A 16,328-nucleotide genomic window follows, 5' to 3' on the forward strand; every position below is an offset into this window, starting at 1 on the left:
TTACCCGCCCGATGACGCCGACGCCAGGCGATCCCTCGCCTGGGCCTGCGCCTGGGCCGAGGCCGACTGCCGGGCGTCCTTGGCGAGCTTGTGGTCGAAGGCATCGACCAGGGCCAGCCAACTGGCCTCGATCACGTTCTCGGAGACGCCGACGGTCCCCCAGACCGAGTCCTTGTCGCGACTCTCGATCACCACCCGGACGCGGGCCGCGGTGCCGGCCCGGGCATTGATGACGCGGACCTTGTAATCCATCAGGCTCATCTCCCGGAGCGTCGGGAAGTGCGATTCGAGCGCCTTGCGCAAGGCCCCGTCCAGGGCGTTGACCGGGCCGTCCCCCTCGCTCACGGTGTGCTCGGTCGTCTCGCCGACGCGGAGCTTGACCGTCGCCTCGGTGATCGGCTCGCCGCCGTCCCGGGCCTCGACGCTCACGTGATAATGCAGCCGCTCGAACCAGTTCCGATAGCGCCCGGCCTCCTTCTCGACGAGCAGGACGAACGTGGCCTCGGCGGCCTCGAACTGGTACCCCTCGTTCTCGAGGTCCTGCACCCGGGAGAGCACCCGGGCCATCAGGGCCGAGTCCTGCTCCAGGCCGTGCTCGGCCAGCTTCTCCGCGATGTTCGAACGGCCCGAGAGCTCGCTGACCAGCACCCGGCGCTCGTTGCCCACGAGGCTCGGGTCGATGTGTTCGTAACTGTGCACCACCTTCCGGATGCCATGGACGTGCATCCCCCCTTTGTGCGCGAAGGCGCTGGCCCCGACGAACGGCTGGCCGTTCCGGAAGTTCAGGTTCGCCAGCTCGTAGACGTAGCGCGACACCTCGGTCAGGCGGGTCAGGCTGCCCGGCCGGAGCAGCTCGTACCCCTCATATTTGAGAGACAGGTTGGCGATCACGCTGCACAGATCGACGTTCCCGCAGCGCTCGCCGATGCCGTTGATCGTCCCCTGCACCTGGGTCGCCCCCCGACGGATGGCGGCCAGGGTATTGGCCACCGCCAGCTCGCCGTCATTGTGCGTGTGGATCCCCAGCGGGACGGAGGTCACCGACCGGACCGCGTCGATCGCCTCGGCGATCTGCTCGGGCAAGGTGCCGCCGTTGGTGTCGCAGAGCACGATCCAGGCGGCCCCCGCCTCGGCGGCGGCTCGAATCGTGTCGAGGGCGTAATCCGGGTTCTTGCGGTAGCCGTCGAAGAAATGCTCGGCGTCGTACACGACCTCGGGCCCGTGGGCCGCGGCCCCGAGGAAGGCGACCGAGTCGGCGATCATCCGGAGGTTCTCCTCCAGGCTGACCCCCAGCACCTCCCTCGCGTGCAGATCCCAGCTCTTGCCCACGACCGTGATCACGGGGGAGCCGGCGCCCGCCAGGGCCTTCATCCCCGGGTCGTCCTCCGCGGCGATGTCGCGGCGGCGGGTCATCCCGAAGGCGGCGACGCGGGCATGCTCCAGGTCCAGGTCGCGCACGGCCCGGAAGTAGGCCTCGTCCTTCGGGTTCGAGAGGGGGTATCCCCCTTCAATGTAGTCGATCCCCAGTTCATCGAGCCGTCGGGTAATCAGCAGCTTGTCCTGGAGCGAGAAGTTCACTCCCTCGCCCTGGCTGCCGTCGCGCAGAGTGGTGTCGTAGATGGCGATGCGCGTCATGAGAGGCGGTCCACCTGGCTCGATTCGATCGACTTCGCGGGAAACATCAAAGTAAGGGTCGGTCATTGTACCACGATCCGCCGTGGCCGACGACTCCCGGACACGCCGGACTCGTGCCGGGGTTCGCCACCCTGTTTCAATTGCCTGGACCTGACCGAGCAACCAGGCCATGATCGATCGGGGCACCGGGGCCCCGACTCTCACCTCCCCATCGAGACTCGCCATGCGCAGCGTCGACGACCTGCTCGAAGCCATCGCCCGGGAAGCCCGTCGGGCGGAGTTCCCGATCGACGAACCGGTCTATGCGGCCTCGAAGAAAGACCCGACCTGGCCCGTCCTCTTCGCCGGCTCGCGATCGGCTCGCGTGTGCTCGTTCGGCCGCGACCTGGGGCGTGACGAGGTGAAATGGGGGCAACCGCAGGTCGGCGCCGGCGGTCGCCTCGTGCGTCGCGAAGTCGTCCGCGTCTTCGCGGGGGAAGCCGCAGACGACGACCCGAGGCTCGAAGCCGCCCTCGAGCACATTTTGCTCTCGAACACGGTGCCCTACAAGCCGCCCGGCAACAAGGCGTATTCGTCGGCGGTCAAGGAACGCTTCCGCCCCTTCGTGGCCGAATTCCTCGCCGCCCACTGGTCCGGCGATCGCCTGCTCTGCCTCGGGACCGAGGCCTTCAAGTGGTTCACCCCCTATGTCGGTGCCGAACGGATCGACGAGTTCTGGGGCCGGGACGACCGCTACGAGGCCGAACTGCCCTGCGAACTGGTCGTCGAGACCGAGGCGGGCACCCTCCGCAAGTCGATCGTCCTCGGCCCGCTCCCCCACCCTTCCCCCCTCAATCAGCGGTGGTACGCGAAGTTCCCCGAACTGCTCCGACAACGCCTGCATGCGATCGCGACCGCATGAGCCGGCCGTTCCCTAATCCGGGAAACCCGAACGACTTCAGGGTTGTTTGCGCGCGGGCCGCCCGCTACGTTGAGGAGATCGAACGACGCCGTTCCAGCCAGCCGGGGAGCGTCCACCATGAGAAAAGTCCAGATGGTCACCGATCGCGAGCTCGAGATCCTCAAGGTTCTCTGGGCCAAGGGGCGCGCCAGCGTCCGAGAGGTCCAGGACGAACTGGTCAAGGAGAGCGGGCCGGTCGCCTATAGCACGGTCCAGACCCTGCTGAACATCATGGAGGAGAAGAAGGAACTCGTCAGTCATGTCGTCGAGGGGCGTACGTTCATCTACATGCCGCTCAAATCGCCGGAGCGGACCATCCGTGACCTGACCCGACGCTTCGTCGACCGCGTCTTCGACGGCGCGCTCGACCGGACCCTGGTGGCCCTGCTCGACTCGAAGCCGCCGACCCCCGAGGAATTCGACCGCCTCCGGGCGATGCTCGACGAGGCCCAGCGCCAGGGCTCGACCGTGGTCGGCTCGCGAAACCGGTCGGATTGAACCGCCCCGCCGAATCGTCCCCCATCACGTCCCTGGAACCTCGCCGATGCTCGCATGGGTCGATCGCCTGGGGCTCTGGCTGCTCGACCTCGGGATCGTGACGGCCGCCTGGCTCTCCCTCGTCATGATCGCGATGATGGCCTGCCGACAGCCTGTCCGGCGGCGGGCCGTGGCCCGGGCGGGGGTGGTCGGGGCCTTGAGCCTCGGCCCTTTGATCCTCGTGCCGATCGGATCCGTCGAGGGCCCCGGCCCTCGGCCCGACCTGCTCGCCACGGCGGTCTCCCTGTTCGGCGGGCAGGCCCCCCCGCTCGGTCTCCTGAGCCGCGTCCTGACGATCGGCTATCTCGCCAGCGTCGCGGCCGGCCTCGGCTGGATCGCCATCGGCTCGCTGGCATCACGACGCCTGATCCGGGCCTCCCGGCCGGCCTCGGCCTGGGCCCTCGATGAGTACGCCGGGCTGTTGTCTGCGGAACGCCAGGCCGGGCGCCCGGCGCTGCTCGTCTCGCGGAAGCTCGGTCGCCCGGTCCTCATCGGCGGGATCCGACCCTCGATCGTGCTCCCGGGAGGCTGGGACGAGGTCGGCCCCGGATCGGCCGATCGCCTCCGGATGGTCCTGCGCCACGAACTGGCGCATGCCGAGCACCGCGACCCGCGCTTCGTCTGGCTCGCGACCCTCGTCCAGGCCCTCTGGTTCGTGGTCCCCCCGGCCTGGTGGATCCGCAGGCGGCTACTCCTCGATCAGGAAATCCTGGCCGATGACCTGGCCGCGCAGAAACTCGGAACCCCCGGCCGAGCCTACGCGGCGTCTCTGGTGAGCCTGGCCGTGGGAGGCCGGAACGATCCGGCCCCGGTCACCCGTCCGACCGCGTCGACCCCGGGGGCCCGATCCCCCCACGGCTCCCCGCTCGTCCTCCGGGTCGCCATGCTCCTGCACTGCCCTTTCCCGATCCAGCAGTCGGCTCCGGCCTGGTGGCGCCTTATGATGTCGGGCGCGATGGTCGTGGTCCTGCTCGCGGTCTCTCGGGTTTCGCTGTTCGATCATCCTGCCGAGGCGTTGCCACCGGCGATGGCCGAGGCACCGCCCGAGCCGTTCCACCTGCTCGAACTCGAGGTCTCACCGGCCGCCGAGGCGGATCCGCTCCGGCTCCCGGCCCACTTGCCCGAGTCCTTCGAGCTCTCCGCCCTGCTCCGGGCCAATCCGGCCGACCTCGGGCAGATCGGCATCGCCGGCTATCGGCTCGGCATGCCGACAGACTCCCCGATCCCGTCGCCGAAGACGCCGGACGACTGGCACCGCGTCCGGCTCCGGGTCGAGGGGTCGACGGCCCAACTCTGGATCGACGATCAGCCGGTCGCCGCGATCCCCGACCCCGACGGGTCCGATCGATGGCTCACCATCCGCCCCCCGCCCGGAGGTTCCCTCCAGCTCCGGGATCTGATCCTCGCCCCGTCCGATCCGACCCGATCGGCAGACGGGACCGCCTGACCGGATCGGACCGGGTGGCATGGGGTCGGTCGCTGCCCCACGATCGGAGCGGCCACCGAGATCGATCGCTCAGCGAGCGGCCGACTCGGTCATGGCCTCGAAAATCCCCGTCATGAACGCGGGGAGATCGTCGGGGGTCCGGCTGGTCACGAGGTTCCCGTCCCGGACGCAGGCGGCGTCCTCCCAGACGGCCCCGGCATTCTCGACGTCGTCTCGGATGGCGAAGAACCCGGTCAGCCGCCGACCCTCGATCGCCTTGGTCGAGCAGAGCATCCACGGCCCGTGGCAGATGGCCGCCAGCACCTTCCCCTGGTGGGCGGCCTTCGTCACCAGATCCACCATCGGCCGGCAGCGCCTCATGTGGTCGGGCGAGTAGCCCCCGGGGATGATGATGGCGTCGAAGTCGTCGGCCTTCACCTCGGCCGCCGCGGCGTCCGACTTGGCCGGGTACCCGTGCTTCGAGGCGTACGACTCGCCGGCCTTCGGCCCGACGATCGTCACCTTGCAACCGGCCTCCCTGAGCCGGAGGACCGGGTACCAGAGTTCCAGATCTTCGTAAAGCTTCTCCACCAGGACCGCGACGCGCTTGCCTTTGACCTGTTCCATCGGAGCTGTTTCCTGAAGGTGCGGATTCCGGACAATACGAGAACGAGGCCGACCGTCGAGCAGGATACCAAAGCCGAGGGCGGGAGATTCCCCCCCCACCAAAAAGCGACGCAGGACCGAACGGCCCGCGCCAGGCCACGATCGGGCGCCGGGGCGCTCAGGCCGTCGGCGACGATCGGGCCGCCGGGGCCGGTGCGATCGCGGTCGGGGGCCCGGTCAGGTCGGCCATGGCGGCCTCGATCCCCTGCTCGAAGGTGTACGGCGGCTGATATCCCAGCACCCTGCGTGCCTTCTCGATCGAATAATCGAGGTTCAAGCCGAGGAACTTGTAGCGCGCCTTGTTGATGAGGGGGGGCCGCCTGGCCCCCCGGGCCTTGGCGACCGTCTCGACCACGTTGGCCAGCACCCGGGCCGCTCCGAGCGGGATCTTCCGCGTCGGCTCCTTCAGGCCGGCGAGCTGCGCCACCCGGGAGACGAACTGACGCTTCGTGATCCGCTGCCCGTCGGTCAGGTTGAAGACCTCGCCGATGGCTTCCGGGGCCTCGGCGGCGAGGAAGATGCCCGTCACAAGGTTCTTGACGTAGATGCAGTTGAGCACCTGCTCGCCCGACCCGAAATAGGCGAACGTCCCCTTGCGCAGGGCGTTGATCAGCTTCGGCAGGACCGTGCGGTCCCGCTCGCCGTAGATGAACCCCGGCCGCACGACCGAGGCCGGCAATCCCCGCTCGGCATGGGTCTTCAGGACGAGCTGCTCGGCCTCGGTCTTCGACCGCGTATAGGCGTCGAGCGAGTTGGCCGCCGGGGGCGTGGTCTCATCGGTCCCGTAATGATCCCGCCCCTCGTAGACGCCGAGCGAGCTGACGTGCACGAACCGACCGACGCGGGCATCGACCGCCGCGTCGAGCAAGAGCCGGAGCGCCTCGACGTTCAGGCGGCGGAATTCGTCCAGCGTCCCCCAGTCGCCGACCTTCGCGGCGCAGTTGAAGACCCAGTCGGCCCCTTCGCACCCGCTTCGGAGCGATCCGGCGTCTTCCAGGTCCCCCACGACCTTCTCGACCCCTTGCCGATCGAGCCACGAGGTATCGCTGGTCGACCGCACGAGGACCCGGACCCGGTGGCCCCGCCGCTTCGCCTCCTCGACCGCGTGGCTGCCGACCAGCCCGCTGCCCCCGGTGATGAAGATCAATTTCGACGCGCTGTCACTCATGGAGGCACTCCCGACTGGTCCCCGAACCGGCCCGACCGTGCCCCGGTCGCCGGCCCCTGGAGGACTCCCCTACTGGGTGAAAGGCTACCCCGAGCCCCGGCCAGGTCAAGTGCGCGGCTGCAATGCAAATCGAAGGGCGGTACTGGCGTCGCCGATCCCGTTCGGTGTAATCTGTAGGGTCGAAACATTCGTGCACATCCACGCCAACCGGGTCGATCGCCCGGCTCGCGTTGACAAGGGGGGCGAGGGGAGACTAGCATCCTTCCCCATCGCGATCCCCCGATCAGGCCCAGACCGCCTGCGGAGGCTCGAGCAGATGGCCAGCGATAGCCGGTTGAAGAAAGACGAGCAGGAACGGTTTCGCAAGGTCCTGCTCAGCCTACGCGCCCGGCTCCAGGGGGATGTCGATCAGATGACCGATGAGGCCCTCAACCGCGGCGGAGACGCCGGGAGCGGGAACCTTTCGAGCATGCCGATCCACATGGCCGATCTGGGAACCGATAATTTCGACCAGGAATTCACCCTCGGCCTGATCGAGAACGAGCAGGAGACGCTCGACGAGATCGCCGCCGCCCTGACCCGCCTCGACCACGGCAACTTCGGCCGCTGCGGCGACTGCGAGAAGCCGATCGCCAAGGCTCGCCTTCAGGCCCTCCCCTACACCCGCTATTGTATCGAGTGTGCCCGGGCGCACGAAAATCGAGTGGCCCTCGGGTGATCGATCCGATTCTCGACGGGCCGGACCGGCCCGGCAGGACGCGAAAGGCTCGGCGATGGAGACGCAGCCCTTGACCGGCGCTCACACCGGAACCGCGGGGGCTTCCATCGGCCCTCGCTCGTTCCCCGCCAGCCGATGGCTCTTGTTCTGGGGGCTCGCCCTCGGCGGATCGGCCTTCGACCTGATCACCAAGGCCCTCGTCTTCGAGAAGGTCGGGCCGCCCGGCTCGCCCGCCGTCTCGGTCATCGGCGACATCGTCGAGCTGCGCACCAGCTACAACACCGGGGCCCTCTGGGGGATCGGGGGCGACCTCGCCTTCGGCAGCCTGATGTTCGCCGTCCTGTCGATCGTCGCCGGCGTGTTCATCATCTACTGGCTGTTCATCCTCGGCAATGCGACCGACCGCTGGCAGACCGCCGCGCTGGGGCTGATCATGGCCGGGGCCATCGGCAACTGCTACGACCGCCTCCGGTTCGGCCACGTCCGAGACTTCGTGCACGTCCACGTCGACTCCATCGGCTTCGATTTCCCGATCTTCAACTTCGCCGACAACATGCTCGTCGTCGGGGCCGCGACCCTCATGCTCCTCGCCTTCCGAGACGAGTCCCCCGCCCCGGGACCGACCGAGGTTCCCCGTCACGATCAGGCCACCGGCCCCCAATCGTGAAAGCGCCGGACGAGGTGCTTCCCCCTGTACGACGCCTTGACGAGGCTCTAGAGTAATTCCTGCGATCCGGCCCGATCCGGCCCGATCTCGCCGCGCTGCACGACGCGGCCCGATCGCGACCGAATCGGACCGACCGCGTGGCATCCCGAGTCTCTTTGCTGGCCTCCGATCACGAGGAACAATCCATGCGTACGCTCTCCCTGCTGGTTGCAATCGCCTTCGCCGCCCCCGCGATGGCCTTCATCGCCGACGAGCCGAAGCTCGACGACGTCAAGTGCCCGGTCTCCGGCGCCCCGGTCAAGGCCGAGCAGAAGGCCGAGTACAAGGGTGCCTCGGTCTACTTCTGCTGCGGCAAGTGCCCGGGCGCCTTCAAGGCCGACACCGCGAAGTTCGCCGAGAAGGCCAACGCCCAGCTCGTCGCCACCGGCCAGGCCGAACAGACCGCCTGCCCGCTCTCCGGCCGCCCGGCCGATGAGACCAAGACCGCCGAGGTCGCCGGCGCCACCGTCGCCGTCTGCTGCGGCAACTGCCTGGCCAAGGTCGAAGGGGCCGAGGACGCCGAGAAGCTGACCCTCCTCTTCTCCCCCGCCGCCTTCGAGAAGGGCTTCAAGGTCAAGGAGAAGGAATAATCCCCCTTCCCCGACCCGATCCCGACCGAATCACGCTGCACACGCCCGCCTCGGCCTCCGGCCCTGGCGGGCGTTTTTTTCGTTCGGGAGTCGCCCCCGCCCTCGAATTCGATCGGCGCCCGGTTTGCAACCCATCGACGACGGGGATTCCCGACACCGTGGCGGAGTCCCCTGCCCGATCGGACTGCTCCGGAGCGACTCGACCATGCGGATCATCCCGACTCAAATTCACGGCGTCGTCGACTATCTGGTGGGCATCCTGCTCATCGCGGCCCCCTGGGTCTTCGGCTTCGCGGCCGACGGGGCGGAGACCTGGGTGCCGGTCATCCTCGGCGCCGGGACGATCGTCTACTCCCTGATGACCAACTACGAGCTCGGCGTCCTCGGCGTCGTGCCCATGCCCATGCACCTGGCCCTAGATGCGGTCGCGGGCATCTTCCTCGCGCTGTCCCCCTGGCTGTTCGGCTTCGCCGAATTCGTTTGGGTGCCGCATGTCGTGGTGGGGGTCCTTGAGATCGGCGCCGCGGCCATGACCCAGACGGTCCCGACCCGGACCCCCGGAGGCCGGGCCGGCGCCCCGATCTGAGCCCGCCGGCCCCCCTCGGAACGGGTCGGTCGAACGCCGGGCCTCGAGAACCGAGGCCCCCTCGCCGCGATCGCCCCGACTTCGGACCTTTGCGCACCGGGGAAATCACCCCACGTCGTAATAGAGCGAGAACTCGTACGGGTGGGGCCGCACGCGGACGGCCTCCACCTCGTACTGGCGCTTGTACCAGATCCAGGTGTCGATCACGTCGGGCGTGAAGACGTCGCCCCGCAGCAGGAAATCGTGATCCTGGGACAGCGCGTCGAGCGCCGCGTCGAGCGACCGGGGCGTGTCCCGGACCTCGTCCAGCTCCTCGGGCCGGACCTCGTAGAGGTCGCGGTCGAACGGCTCGCCGGGGTCGGCGTGCGTCTGGATGCCGTCGAGCGCCGCCAGCATCACGGCCGCGAACAGGAGGTACGGGTTCGACGACGCATCGGGGCACCGGTACTCGATCCGGCGGCCATCGGTCACGGGGTCGTGGACCGGGATCCGGACGATCGCCTGCCGGTTCCGGCGGCTATAGGCCAGTTTCGTCGGCGCCTCGAACCCCTCGACCAGGCGCTTGTAGCTGTTCGTCGTCGGATTGGCGAACGCGCAGAGCGCCGGGGCGTGGCGGATGAGGCCGCCGACGGCGTGCATCGCCAGCTCGCTCAGGCCGGCATAGTCGTTGCCCCCCATCAGCGACTGCCCCTCGGACCGGAAGCCCAGGTGCAGGTGCAGCCCCGATCCGTTCTCGCCGAAGAGCGGCTTGGGCATGAACGTGGCCGACTTGCCGTGCCGCCTGGCCACGTTCCGGATGATGTAGCGCGCCAGCATGACGTGATCGGCCGCCTCGACCAGCGACCGGGGGAGCAGGTCGATCTCCCCCTGGCCGGCCGTGGCCGCCTCGTGGAAGTAGGCGGCCGTGGCGATCCCGCAATCGCTCATGATCTGCGCCATCTCGGTCCGCAGATCGGACTGGCTGTCCATCGGCGGGCACGGGAAGTAGCCGAGCGTCGATCGCGGCTTGTACCCCAGATTCTCGGGGGTGTCTCTCCCCTGGTTCCAGGCCCCTTCCTCCGAATCGACGTGGTAGAACGCCTGGTTCCCCGTCTGGTCGAACCGGACCCGGTCGAAGACGAAGAACTCCAGCTCCGGGGCGATCCGGCAGTCGTCGGCCACGCCCGATTCCCGGAGGTGCTGCATCGCCTTCAGCGCGATGTTGCGCGGATCCCGGGTGTAATCCTGCTGGGTGATCGGATCCTGGATGTTGCAGATCATCGTCAGCGTCGGACGCGACGCGAACGGGTCGATCAACGCCGTCTCCGGCTGGGGGACGACCAGCAAGTCGGCCTCGTTGATCGCCCGCCACCCGAGCACGCTCGACCCGTCGAACGGGATGCCGTCCTGGAAGGTCGCCTCGGTCAGCGCATCGGCCGGGATGGCGAAATGCTGCCAGACGCCCGGGAAATCCATGAACCTGAGATCGACCGTGAACACCTCTCGCTGGCGAATGTACGCCAAGACCTCTTTCGGGCTCACGCCTTTGCCCCCTCGCGACGATCCCGCCGCTGTCGATTCGAACCGCTCCGATGGCGTTCTTGCCCGCCTCCCTGGCCGCCCGCCATCGGCGGTCGACGCCCCACGAGCTTAACCGAGCCGGTCGACCCAGGCCAGATGAAGACGCCTCCCCCGACATTCCGGCCCGTCCCCCCACCGATCGGAGAATTTCCGGAGACCCGCCCACTTCGTGCTTGCCATCGAACGCACCCTTCCGTTAAGATCCAACCATCAGAGCTGAGACTGAATCTCAATCGCGAACTGAATTCTCGCCCTCCCCCGAATTCATCCATCCCCGACGGTTCCATGGAGAGACGACCGTGGCGCGGACGGTCCTAGCGACACTGCCGGGTTCAGCCCCTTACCAGCGGCTCCAGGTTGCCCTGGAGCAAGCCGACCAGGGCGGCCTGATGATCTGCCTGTGCGAGCAACACCACGCCGAAGGGATCGGCTGGTTCACGCAACGTTCGATGCAGCTCGAACCGCGCCAGTGGGCACAGCTCCAGGGCGTCCTCGGCATGAGCGAGGCCCGAGAGGCCCTCGATGCCGACGACGAGGACGCCCCGGCCACCCTCCCCTTCCCCGGCCCGGACGGCCCTCGACGGTTCCGCCACGCGGTCGGAGACGGCTCGGCCTGACCCTTCGGGAACGCGGAACCTCTTCGTTCCCCTTCCCGCCGCCGGCGGATCCCACCGGTCAAGCGCCATCCAAACACGAAGGCCGAGGGCGCATGACATTCATGCACCCCCGGCCCCGATTCGGCCCGGATCGATGATTCGGCCCGATCCATGTCGCAATCCGAGTTGGACTCAGCCGGTGCGCTGCTGCGGGCGGGCCGACGAGCCGACGCTCAGATCCCCCTCGTCCAGGATCTTGGAGAGGTGGTCCGCGCCGTCCTGCTCCATCTGGCAGATATCTTCGAGCAGGTTCCGCAGTCCCACGTCCCGGTCCTCGCACATGGCGACGGCCTGGGTGTACAGCTCGACGTGCCGACGCTCCATCTCCAGCGAGTTGCGGAGCATCTCGTTCAGGTCGGTCGTCACCTTCACCTCGCCCCGCTCGACCGTCGTCACGCCGCCCAGGGCCGCGATCTTGTCGCCGACCTTGTGGGCATGCTCGAGCGCCTCTTCCCCGCTGTCGCGGAAGAGCTTGTAATAGACCTCTCGCCAGGTGCCCCGGACGAGGAAGCTATACTGGGTGTACTGGATCAGCCCGGCATACTCCCACTTGAGGATCTCGTTCAGCTTTTCGACCATCGCGGCGCGATCCATCGAGCGCTCCTTTCCGCCAGTAAGTTCGGGACGATCATCCTGGGACCCAGGGGTGCCCGACTGCTCGTGTTGTGGAAACAGTCCCATTGTAGGTGATCAGTCCAATTTGCTCCAGTTCGATGAGCCTCGACCTCCCCGAGCCTGAGAGACCGGCCCCCCCCGGCAGCCCTGCACGCTTCGTCGTGCTGGAGCACCGCTGGGACGGAGTCCACTGGGACTTCATGCTCGAAGCCGGCCCTGCCCTGCGCACCTGGGCCCTCTCGCGATTCCCCGAGCCGGCGACCGACATCCCCGCAACTTCGCTGCCAGACCACCGCCTCGCCTACCTTGACTACGAGGGGCCCGTCTCGAACGACCGAGGGTCCGTCCGCCGCGTCGACCGGGGGACCTTCGAGCCGCTCCTCTGGGCCGACGACCGCGTCCTTGTCCGGGCGACCGGCGGTCAGGTCATCGGCGAGGTCGAGTTGCTCCGGCTCGGCGAGCGCTGCTGGCGGTTCCGGATGGGGATTTGATCCTGATCAAATCAAGCAGGGAGAAGCTTTGATCACCCCAATTCTCTGGTGATGGTAAATAATTAAGCCCTGGCTCCGAACAACTCCCTGCCCAGTCTGATCTCTGACCCGGATCAAGGGACGGGGGCGGTCAATTGCTTGCATCACTTGATGCATTGCATCGCCCTGTTGCCTTACCGGGGCGAGACATGAAAAGTCATTCGTTCAGGAAATATTCTCGGGCCTTGTTTCTACGGTTCTTGGTTGACTTGATCGTCGAGACACTGAAGGCCCTCCTGCTGGCATGGTTCTAACGAACTACTATGCGCAACACGTAGTCCAGCAGCAGACCGACCCTCCGGCAGAGATTGATTGAGCCGTAGCGGCCCGCCAGGAAACAACTTGGCGGGTCGCTTTCGTTGCATCAGGTTTCTTCATAGGAATTGCTGCTAAGTCTGGGGATGAATTTGATGGGTGCGGCGATTGGGTGAATATGATCGGATGGGGAACTTGATCTGAAGCACCCGACGCGACGGCAGGGTCAGCCCCGACACCCGCCCGGCCTCCCGGTCCGACCGCCCGCTCAGGTAGAGCCGGCCATCCAGCACGACGACCCGCTCTAGGATCACATCGAGCCGTTCCGGCTTCGGCGAATAGCGGATGCGCACGACCGCCTCCCCGCGGTCGTTCGTCCAGTTCACGTCCAGGCCGTGTGCCCTGGCCCGGTTGACGATCGGCCCGACCACCTCATCGGGGGAGATCGGCATGGCCCCGGCCCGGATTTTTTCCAGACGAAGGGCCAGGGTGTTGTCCTCCTCCACCTCGACCCGGGCCACGACCCAGACCAACGAGGTGAACGGCCCCCGATCCAGCCTGAAGGCCAATGTCGCCCGGTCCAGCTCGAAGACGAGCAAGGGATCGCGGACCCCCTCGGGAAGGTACTCGGCGAAGTGCGTCACCAGATCTTCGGCGATCCAGGCGTTCACCTCCTCGTCGGTGAAGCTCGCCTCCCAGCGGTTCTCGTTGGCGATGTCGTTGCGGAGCTGGAAGGTCTGCGAGACGAAGCGGTCGGCCTCGACCCTCCGGATCTGACGGTCCTTGGCCTCCAGCTTCCGGTAGAAGGGCGGCTCGTAGGTCAACGACCGCCAGATCGCCAGCGGGATGGCGGTCCCCAGGATGGCCAGGACGATCATGACCGTGACGATCCTGCGCTTCCGTGACGCTCGCATGGGCGGTCCTCCGTGACCTCGGCCGCAGGCGGAAGGCATTGCAAGGGCGATCGCGAGACGGGCAAACCAGGAGCGGACCGACAGGGACGCGGACATCCAAGACCATACGGCAGCTCCCCCATCCCGTCAATTCGGACCGGTCCCGGCCTCCAGCCCGTTGACGAACCCGGGCCTTTTATGCGCGAATGGTGAAAACGCGCATACGATCACGGGGGCGGCCCGAGCCCGACGGAGCCACCGTCCGTGCTCGCCCCCAGAGACCCGATCCGTCCCCGGCGGAGCCGAGCCCATGCACATTCCCGACAACCTCCTGTCCCAGCCCGTCGTCCTCACGACCGGGGCCCTCGCGATCGGCGGCTTCGCCTTCGGCCTGCGGAAGCTGAACGCGAAGCTCAGGGACCGGACGATGGTCCTGATGGGGGTCATGTCTGCCTTCGTCTTCGCGGCGCAGATGGTCAACTTCCCGCTGTTCGTGGTCCCCGCCTCGGGGCACCTGATCGGCGGGGTCCTGGCCGCGGTCCTGCTCGGCCCCTGGGCCGGTGCCCTGGTCCTCGGGACCGTCCTGATCGTCCAGAGCCTGCTCTTCGCCGACGGCGGTGTCCTGGCGCTTGGGGCCAATTTCCTCAACCTCGGCCTCATCGCAAGCGTCGGCGGATACGCCATTTACGACCCGATCCGCAAGGCGATCGGCGGCCAGTCCGGTGTCTTGATCGGGGCGATGGTCGCGGCCTGGTTCTCGGTCCTGCTCGCCTCCCTGGCGTTCACGATCGAGCTGGGGGCCTCGGGCTACTGGTCCGACCTCCCCCGGGTGCTCGGCTGGATGACCATGATCCACGCCGTCATCGGCCTGGGCGAGGCGATGATCACCGGCCTCGTCCTGCGCACCGTCCTCTCGGTCCGCCCCGACCTGATCTTCGACGACGAGCGTGCCACCACGCGATCGGGCCGGTGGACCCGAGTCGCCGTCGGAGGCCTGGCGGCCTCGCTGGCGGTCGCGGCCTTCCTGGCCCCCCTGGCCTCCCCCAAGGACGACGGCCTCGAATTCGTCGGCGGTCGGCTCGGGTTCCTCGACGAGGAGGCCGGCTCGATCCTCTCCGGCCCGATGCCGGACTACTCGATCGAAGGGCTGCCCGACATCGCCGCGGTCACGGCGGCCGTCGGCCTGATCGGCACGCTCGCGGTCTTCATCACCGGCCTGATCCTGGCCAGGGCGTTTACCCGAAAGCCTCGGGGGATCGACGACCTCGACCTCCCCTCTCCCCCCGACGCGGGGCCGAAACCCCATGCGGCTTGACTGGCTCGAACCCGATCGATCGGCCCGGGGGCCGCTGCACCGGCTCGACGCGAGGGTCAAGCTCCTGGCGACCCTCGCCCTGGTCGTCGCGGTCGTCCTCCTGCCGATCGGCACCTGGCGGCCCCTCGGGGCCGCGGCCATCCTGCTGGCGCTCCTGGTGGGATTCTCGGGGGTCGCCCCCGGCCTCTTGCTGCGACGCGGGCTGGCCGTCCTGCCGGTCGTGGTCCTGCTGGCCGTGATGATCGCCCCCTCGCACCCGATGGCCCCGTCGCTCGGCCCGTGGGCCGTCGGCGGGACGATCCTCGCCAAGAACTGCATCACGATCCTCTCCGTCTTGCTGCTGGCCCACGTCACCCCCTTCCGCGACCTGATGACCGCCCTCGATCGCCTGAAGACGCCGAAGGTGCTGGTCGCCACCCTGCTCTTGATGTACCGTTACCTGTTCGTCCTGGCCGAACAACTCGGCCGGATGGCCCGCGCCCGGCGGTCCCGGTCCTTCCGACGCTCCCGATGGGCCGATTGGCCGCTCGGGGCCTCCCTCATCGCCGGCCTGCTCCTCCGGTCGTTCGAGCGCGGCGAGCGTGTCCACGCCGCGATGCTCGCCCGGGGATGGGACGGTACCTTCCGCAGCCTCGACGGACCCGATTCGCCCGACCGTGAAGCCTTGATCCGTGCGCGACACCATGACGCCGACCGCCGTTGATGATGCCCCTCCCGCCTCCCTGCTCGTCCAGGGGCTCCGCTACCGCTACCCCGACGGCAAGGAGGCGCTCCGCGGCGTCGACCTGGAGCTCCGGGCCGGCGAGACCGTCGCCCTGGTCGGCCCCAACGGGGCGGGCAAGAGCACGCTCCTGCTCCACCTCAACGGCCTGCTCCCCGGCCGCCTCGGCGCCGGTGCCGACCCGGGGCTCGGGCACGGCCACGGGCTCCCGTCCTTCAAGCGTGCCGAACCGGCGCCTTCGGTCTGGATCGACGGACTCCCCGTCGATGAGCGCAATGGCCCCGAGATCCGCCGCCGGGTCGGCCTGCTCTTCCAGGACCCCGACGACCAGATGTTCTCCGCCACCGTCCTGGAAGACGTCGCCTTCGGCCCCCTGAACCTCGGCCACCGCAAGGCCGACGCCCGCCGGATCGCCCTGCACTGCCTCGACCTCGTCGACATGGCCGGGGCCGCCGACCGCCCTCCCCACCACCTCAGCTTCGGCGAGCGCAAGCGGGCCTGCCTGGCCGGCGTCCTCGCCTGCGAGCCGACAGTCCTCGTCCTCGACGAGCCGACCGCCAACCTCGACCCCCGCTCCCGGCGCAACTTCCTCGCGTTGATCCGATCCCTCTCGGCGACGAAGCTCATCGCCACGCACGACCTCGAAATGGTCCTCGAGCTCTGCGACCGCGTCGCCCTGCTCGACGCCGGCCGGATCGTCGCCGACGGCCTCCCCGAGACCATCCTCGGCGACGAGGCGCTCATGGAAGCCCACGGCCTGGAGCTCCCCCTCTCGATCCGATTGGGCCGCCCGATCGGTTGATGAGGAGGC

At 68.2% G+C, this 16,328-nt stretch carries 18 protein-coding genes; 12 read left to right on the forward strand and 6 right to left on the reverse strand.

The window, feature by feature from the left end:
* Complete coding sequence (gene cimA / locus AB1L88_RS07430) at positions 1-1,635, reverse strand: citramalate synthase (RefSeq protein WP_367096013.1); 1,635 nt, start codon at positions 1,633-1,635, stop codon at positions 1-3.
* Between the two features lie 223 nt (positions 1,636-1,858).
* Here cimA and AB1L88_RS07435 point away from each other — a divergent pair, with 223 nt between their 5' ends.
* The 3 genes from AB1L88_RS07435 to AB1L88_RS07445 all read left to right on the forward strand — a co-directional run bounded on the left by AB1L88_RS07435 (position 1,859) and on the right by AB1L88_RS07445 (position 4,559).
* Entirely contained in the window at positions 1,859-2,536 is a 678-nt protein-coding gene (locus AB1L88_RS07435) for a uracil-DNA glycosylase family protein (RefSeq protein WP_367096014.1), read from the forward strand.
* Positions 2,537-2,653: 117 nt separating this feature from the next.
* Complete coding sequence (locus AB1L88_RS07440) at positions 2,654-3,073, forward strand: BlaI/MecI/CopY family transcriptional regulator (protein WP_367096015.1); 420 nt, start codon at positions 2,654-2,656, stop codon at positions 3,071-3,073.
* A gap of 46 nt (positions 3,074-3,119) precedes the next feature.
* Entirely contained in the window at positions 3,120-4,559 is a 1,440-nt protein-coding gene (locus tag AB1L88_RS07445) for a M56 family metallopeptidase (protein ID WP_367096016.1), read from the forward strand.
* 69 nt (positions 4,560-4,628) lie between these two features.
* On the opposite strand, the gene AB1L88_RS07450 is transcribed toward AB1L88_RS07445, so the two are convergent.
* Positions 4,629-5,165: a type 1 glutamine amidotransferase domain-containing protein gene (locus AB1L88_RS07450; protein WP_367096017.1), complete on the reverse strand. Its 537-nt coding sequence runs from the start codon at positions 5,163-5,165 to the stop codon at positions 4,629-4,631.
* A 157-nt stretch (positions 5,166-5,322) separates the two neighbouring features.
* Entirely contained in the window at positions 5,323-6,372 is a 1,050-nt protein-coding gene (locus tag AB1L88_RS07455) for an NAD-dependent epimerase/dehydratase family protein (protein WP_367096018.1), read from the reverse strand.
* 316 nt (positions 6,373-6,688) lie between these two features.
* Here AB1L88_RS07455 and AB1L88_RS07460 point away from each other — a divergent pair, with 316 nt between their 5' ends.
* From AB1L88_RS07460 to AB1L88_RS07475, 4 genes are all read left to right on the forward strand, one after another.
* On the forward strand, positions 6,689-7,090 hold the full coding sequence (locus AB1L88_RS07460; protein WP_367096019.1) for a TraR/DksA C4-type zinc finger protein: 402 nt from the start codon (positions 6,689-6,691) through the stop codon (positions 7,088-7,090).
* Between the two features lie 55 nt (positions 7,091-7,145).
* The gene (gene lspA / locus AB1L88_RS07465) at positions 7,146-7,757 is read left to right on the forward strand and encodes a signal peptidase II (protein ID WP_367096020.1); all 612 of its coding nucleotides are present in this window, start codon (positions 7,146-7,148) and stop codon (positions 7,755-7,757) included.
* Positions 7,758-7,942: 185 nt separating this feature from the next.
* Complete coding sequence (locus AB1L88_RS07470; protein ID WP_367096021.1) at positions 7,943-8,386, forward strand: hypothetical protein; 444 nt, start codon at positions 7,943-7,945, stop codon at positions 8,384-8,386.
* 205 nt (positions 8,387-8,591) lie between these two features.
* Entirely contained in the window at positions 8,592-8,972 is a 381-nt protein-coding gene (locus tag AB1L88_RS07475; RefSeq protein WP_367096022.1) for an SPW repeat protein, read from the forward strand.
* Positions 8,973-9,077: 105 nt separating this feature from the next.
* Here AB1L88_RS07475 and glnA read toward each other — a convergent pair whose 3' ends face one another.
* The gene (gene glnA, locus AB1L88_RS07480; RefSeq protein WP_367096023.1) at positions 9,078-10,493 is read right to left on the reverse strand and encodes a type I glutamate--ammonia ligase; all 1,416 of its coding nucleotides are present in this window, start codon (positions 10,491-10,493) and stop codon (positions 9,078-9,080) included.
* A 338-nt stretch (positions 10,494-10,831) separates the two neighbouring features.
* Here glnA and AB1L88_RS07485 point away from each other — a divergent pair, with 338 nt between their 5' ends.
* Positions 10,832-11,149 carry a hypothetical protein gene (locus AB1L88_RS07485; protein WP_367096024.1) on the forward strand — a complete coding sequence of 106 codons (318 nt, stop codon included), beginning with the start codon at positions 10,832-10,834 and terminating at the stop codon, positions 11,147-11,149.
* Positions 11,150-11,320: 171 nt separating this feature from the next.
* On the opposite strand, the gene AB1L88_RS07490 is transcribed toward AB1L88_RS07485, so the two are convergent.
* Positions 11,321-11,782 carry a ferritin-like domain-containing protein gene (locus AB1L88_RS07490; protein WP_367096025.1) on the reverse strand — a complete coding sequence of 154 codons (462 nt, stop codon included), beginning with the start codon at positions 11,780-11,782 and terminating at the stop codon, positions 11,321-11,323.
* Between the two features lie 119 nt (positions 11,783-11,901).
* Here AB1L88_RS07490 and AB1L88_RS07495 point away from each other — a divergent pair, with 119 nt between their 5' ends.
* Positions 11,902-12,294, forward strand: coding sequence for a DNA polymerase ligase N-terminal domain-containing protein (locus AB1L88_RS07495; protein ID WP_367096026.1), 393 nt, complete (start codon positions 11,902-11,904; stop codon positions 12,292-12,294).
* 428 nt (positions 12,295-12,722) lie between these two features.
* Here AB1L88_RS07495 and AB1L88_RS07500 read toward each other — a convergent pair whose 3' ends face one another.
* Positions 12,723-13,502, reverse strand: coding sequence for a hypothetical protein (locus tag AB1L88_RS07500; RefSeq protein ID WP_367096027.1), 780 nt, complete (start codon positions 13,500-13,502; stop codon positions 12,723-12,725).
* A gap of 289 nt (positions 13,503-13,791) precedes the next feature.
* Here AB1L88_RS07500 and AB1L88_RS07505 point away from each other — a divergent pair, with 289 nt between their 5' ends.
* The 3 genes from AB1L88_RS07505 to AB1L88_RS07515 are packed head-to-tail and all read left to right on the forward strand — an operon-like array spanning position 13,792 to position 16,319.
* Positions 13,792-14,796, forward strand: coding sequence for an energy-coupling factor ABC transporter permease (locus AB1L88_RS07505; RefSeq protein WP_367096028.1), 1,005 nt, complete (start codon positions 13,792-13,794; stop codon positions 14,794-14,796).
* Positions 14,786-15,499: a cobalt ECF transporter T component CbiQ gene (gene cbiQ, locus AB1L88_RS07510; RefSeq protein ID WP_367096029.1), complete on the forward strand. Its 714-nt coding sequence runs from the start codon at positions 14,786-14,788 to the stop codon at positions 15,497-15,499. Before AB1L88_RS07505 ends, cbiQ begins: the two co-directional genes overlap by 11 nt.
* A complete protein-coding gene (locus tag AB1L88_RS07515) occupies positions 15,468-16,319 on the forward strand; it encodes an ABC transporter ATP-binding protein (RefSeq protein WP_367096030.1) in 852 nt (283 codons plus the stop codon). The genes cbiQ and AB1L88_RS07515 overlap by 32 nt, the downstream gene beginning before the upstream one ends.
* Positions 16,320-16,328 lie beyond the last annotated feature (9 nt).

The organism is Tautonia sp. JC769, from assembly GCF_040717455.1.
Lineage (GTDB): Bacteria > Planctomycetota > Planctomycetia > Isosphaerales > Isosphaeraceae > Tautonia.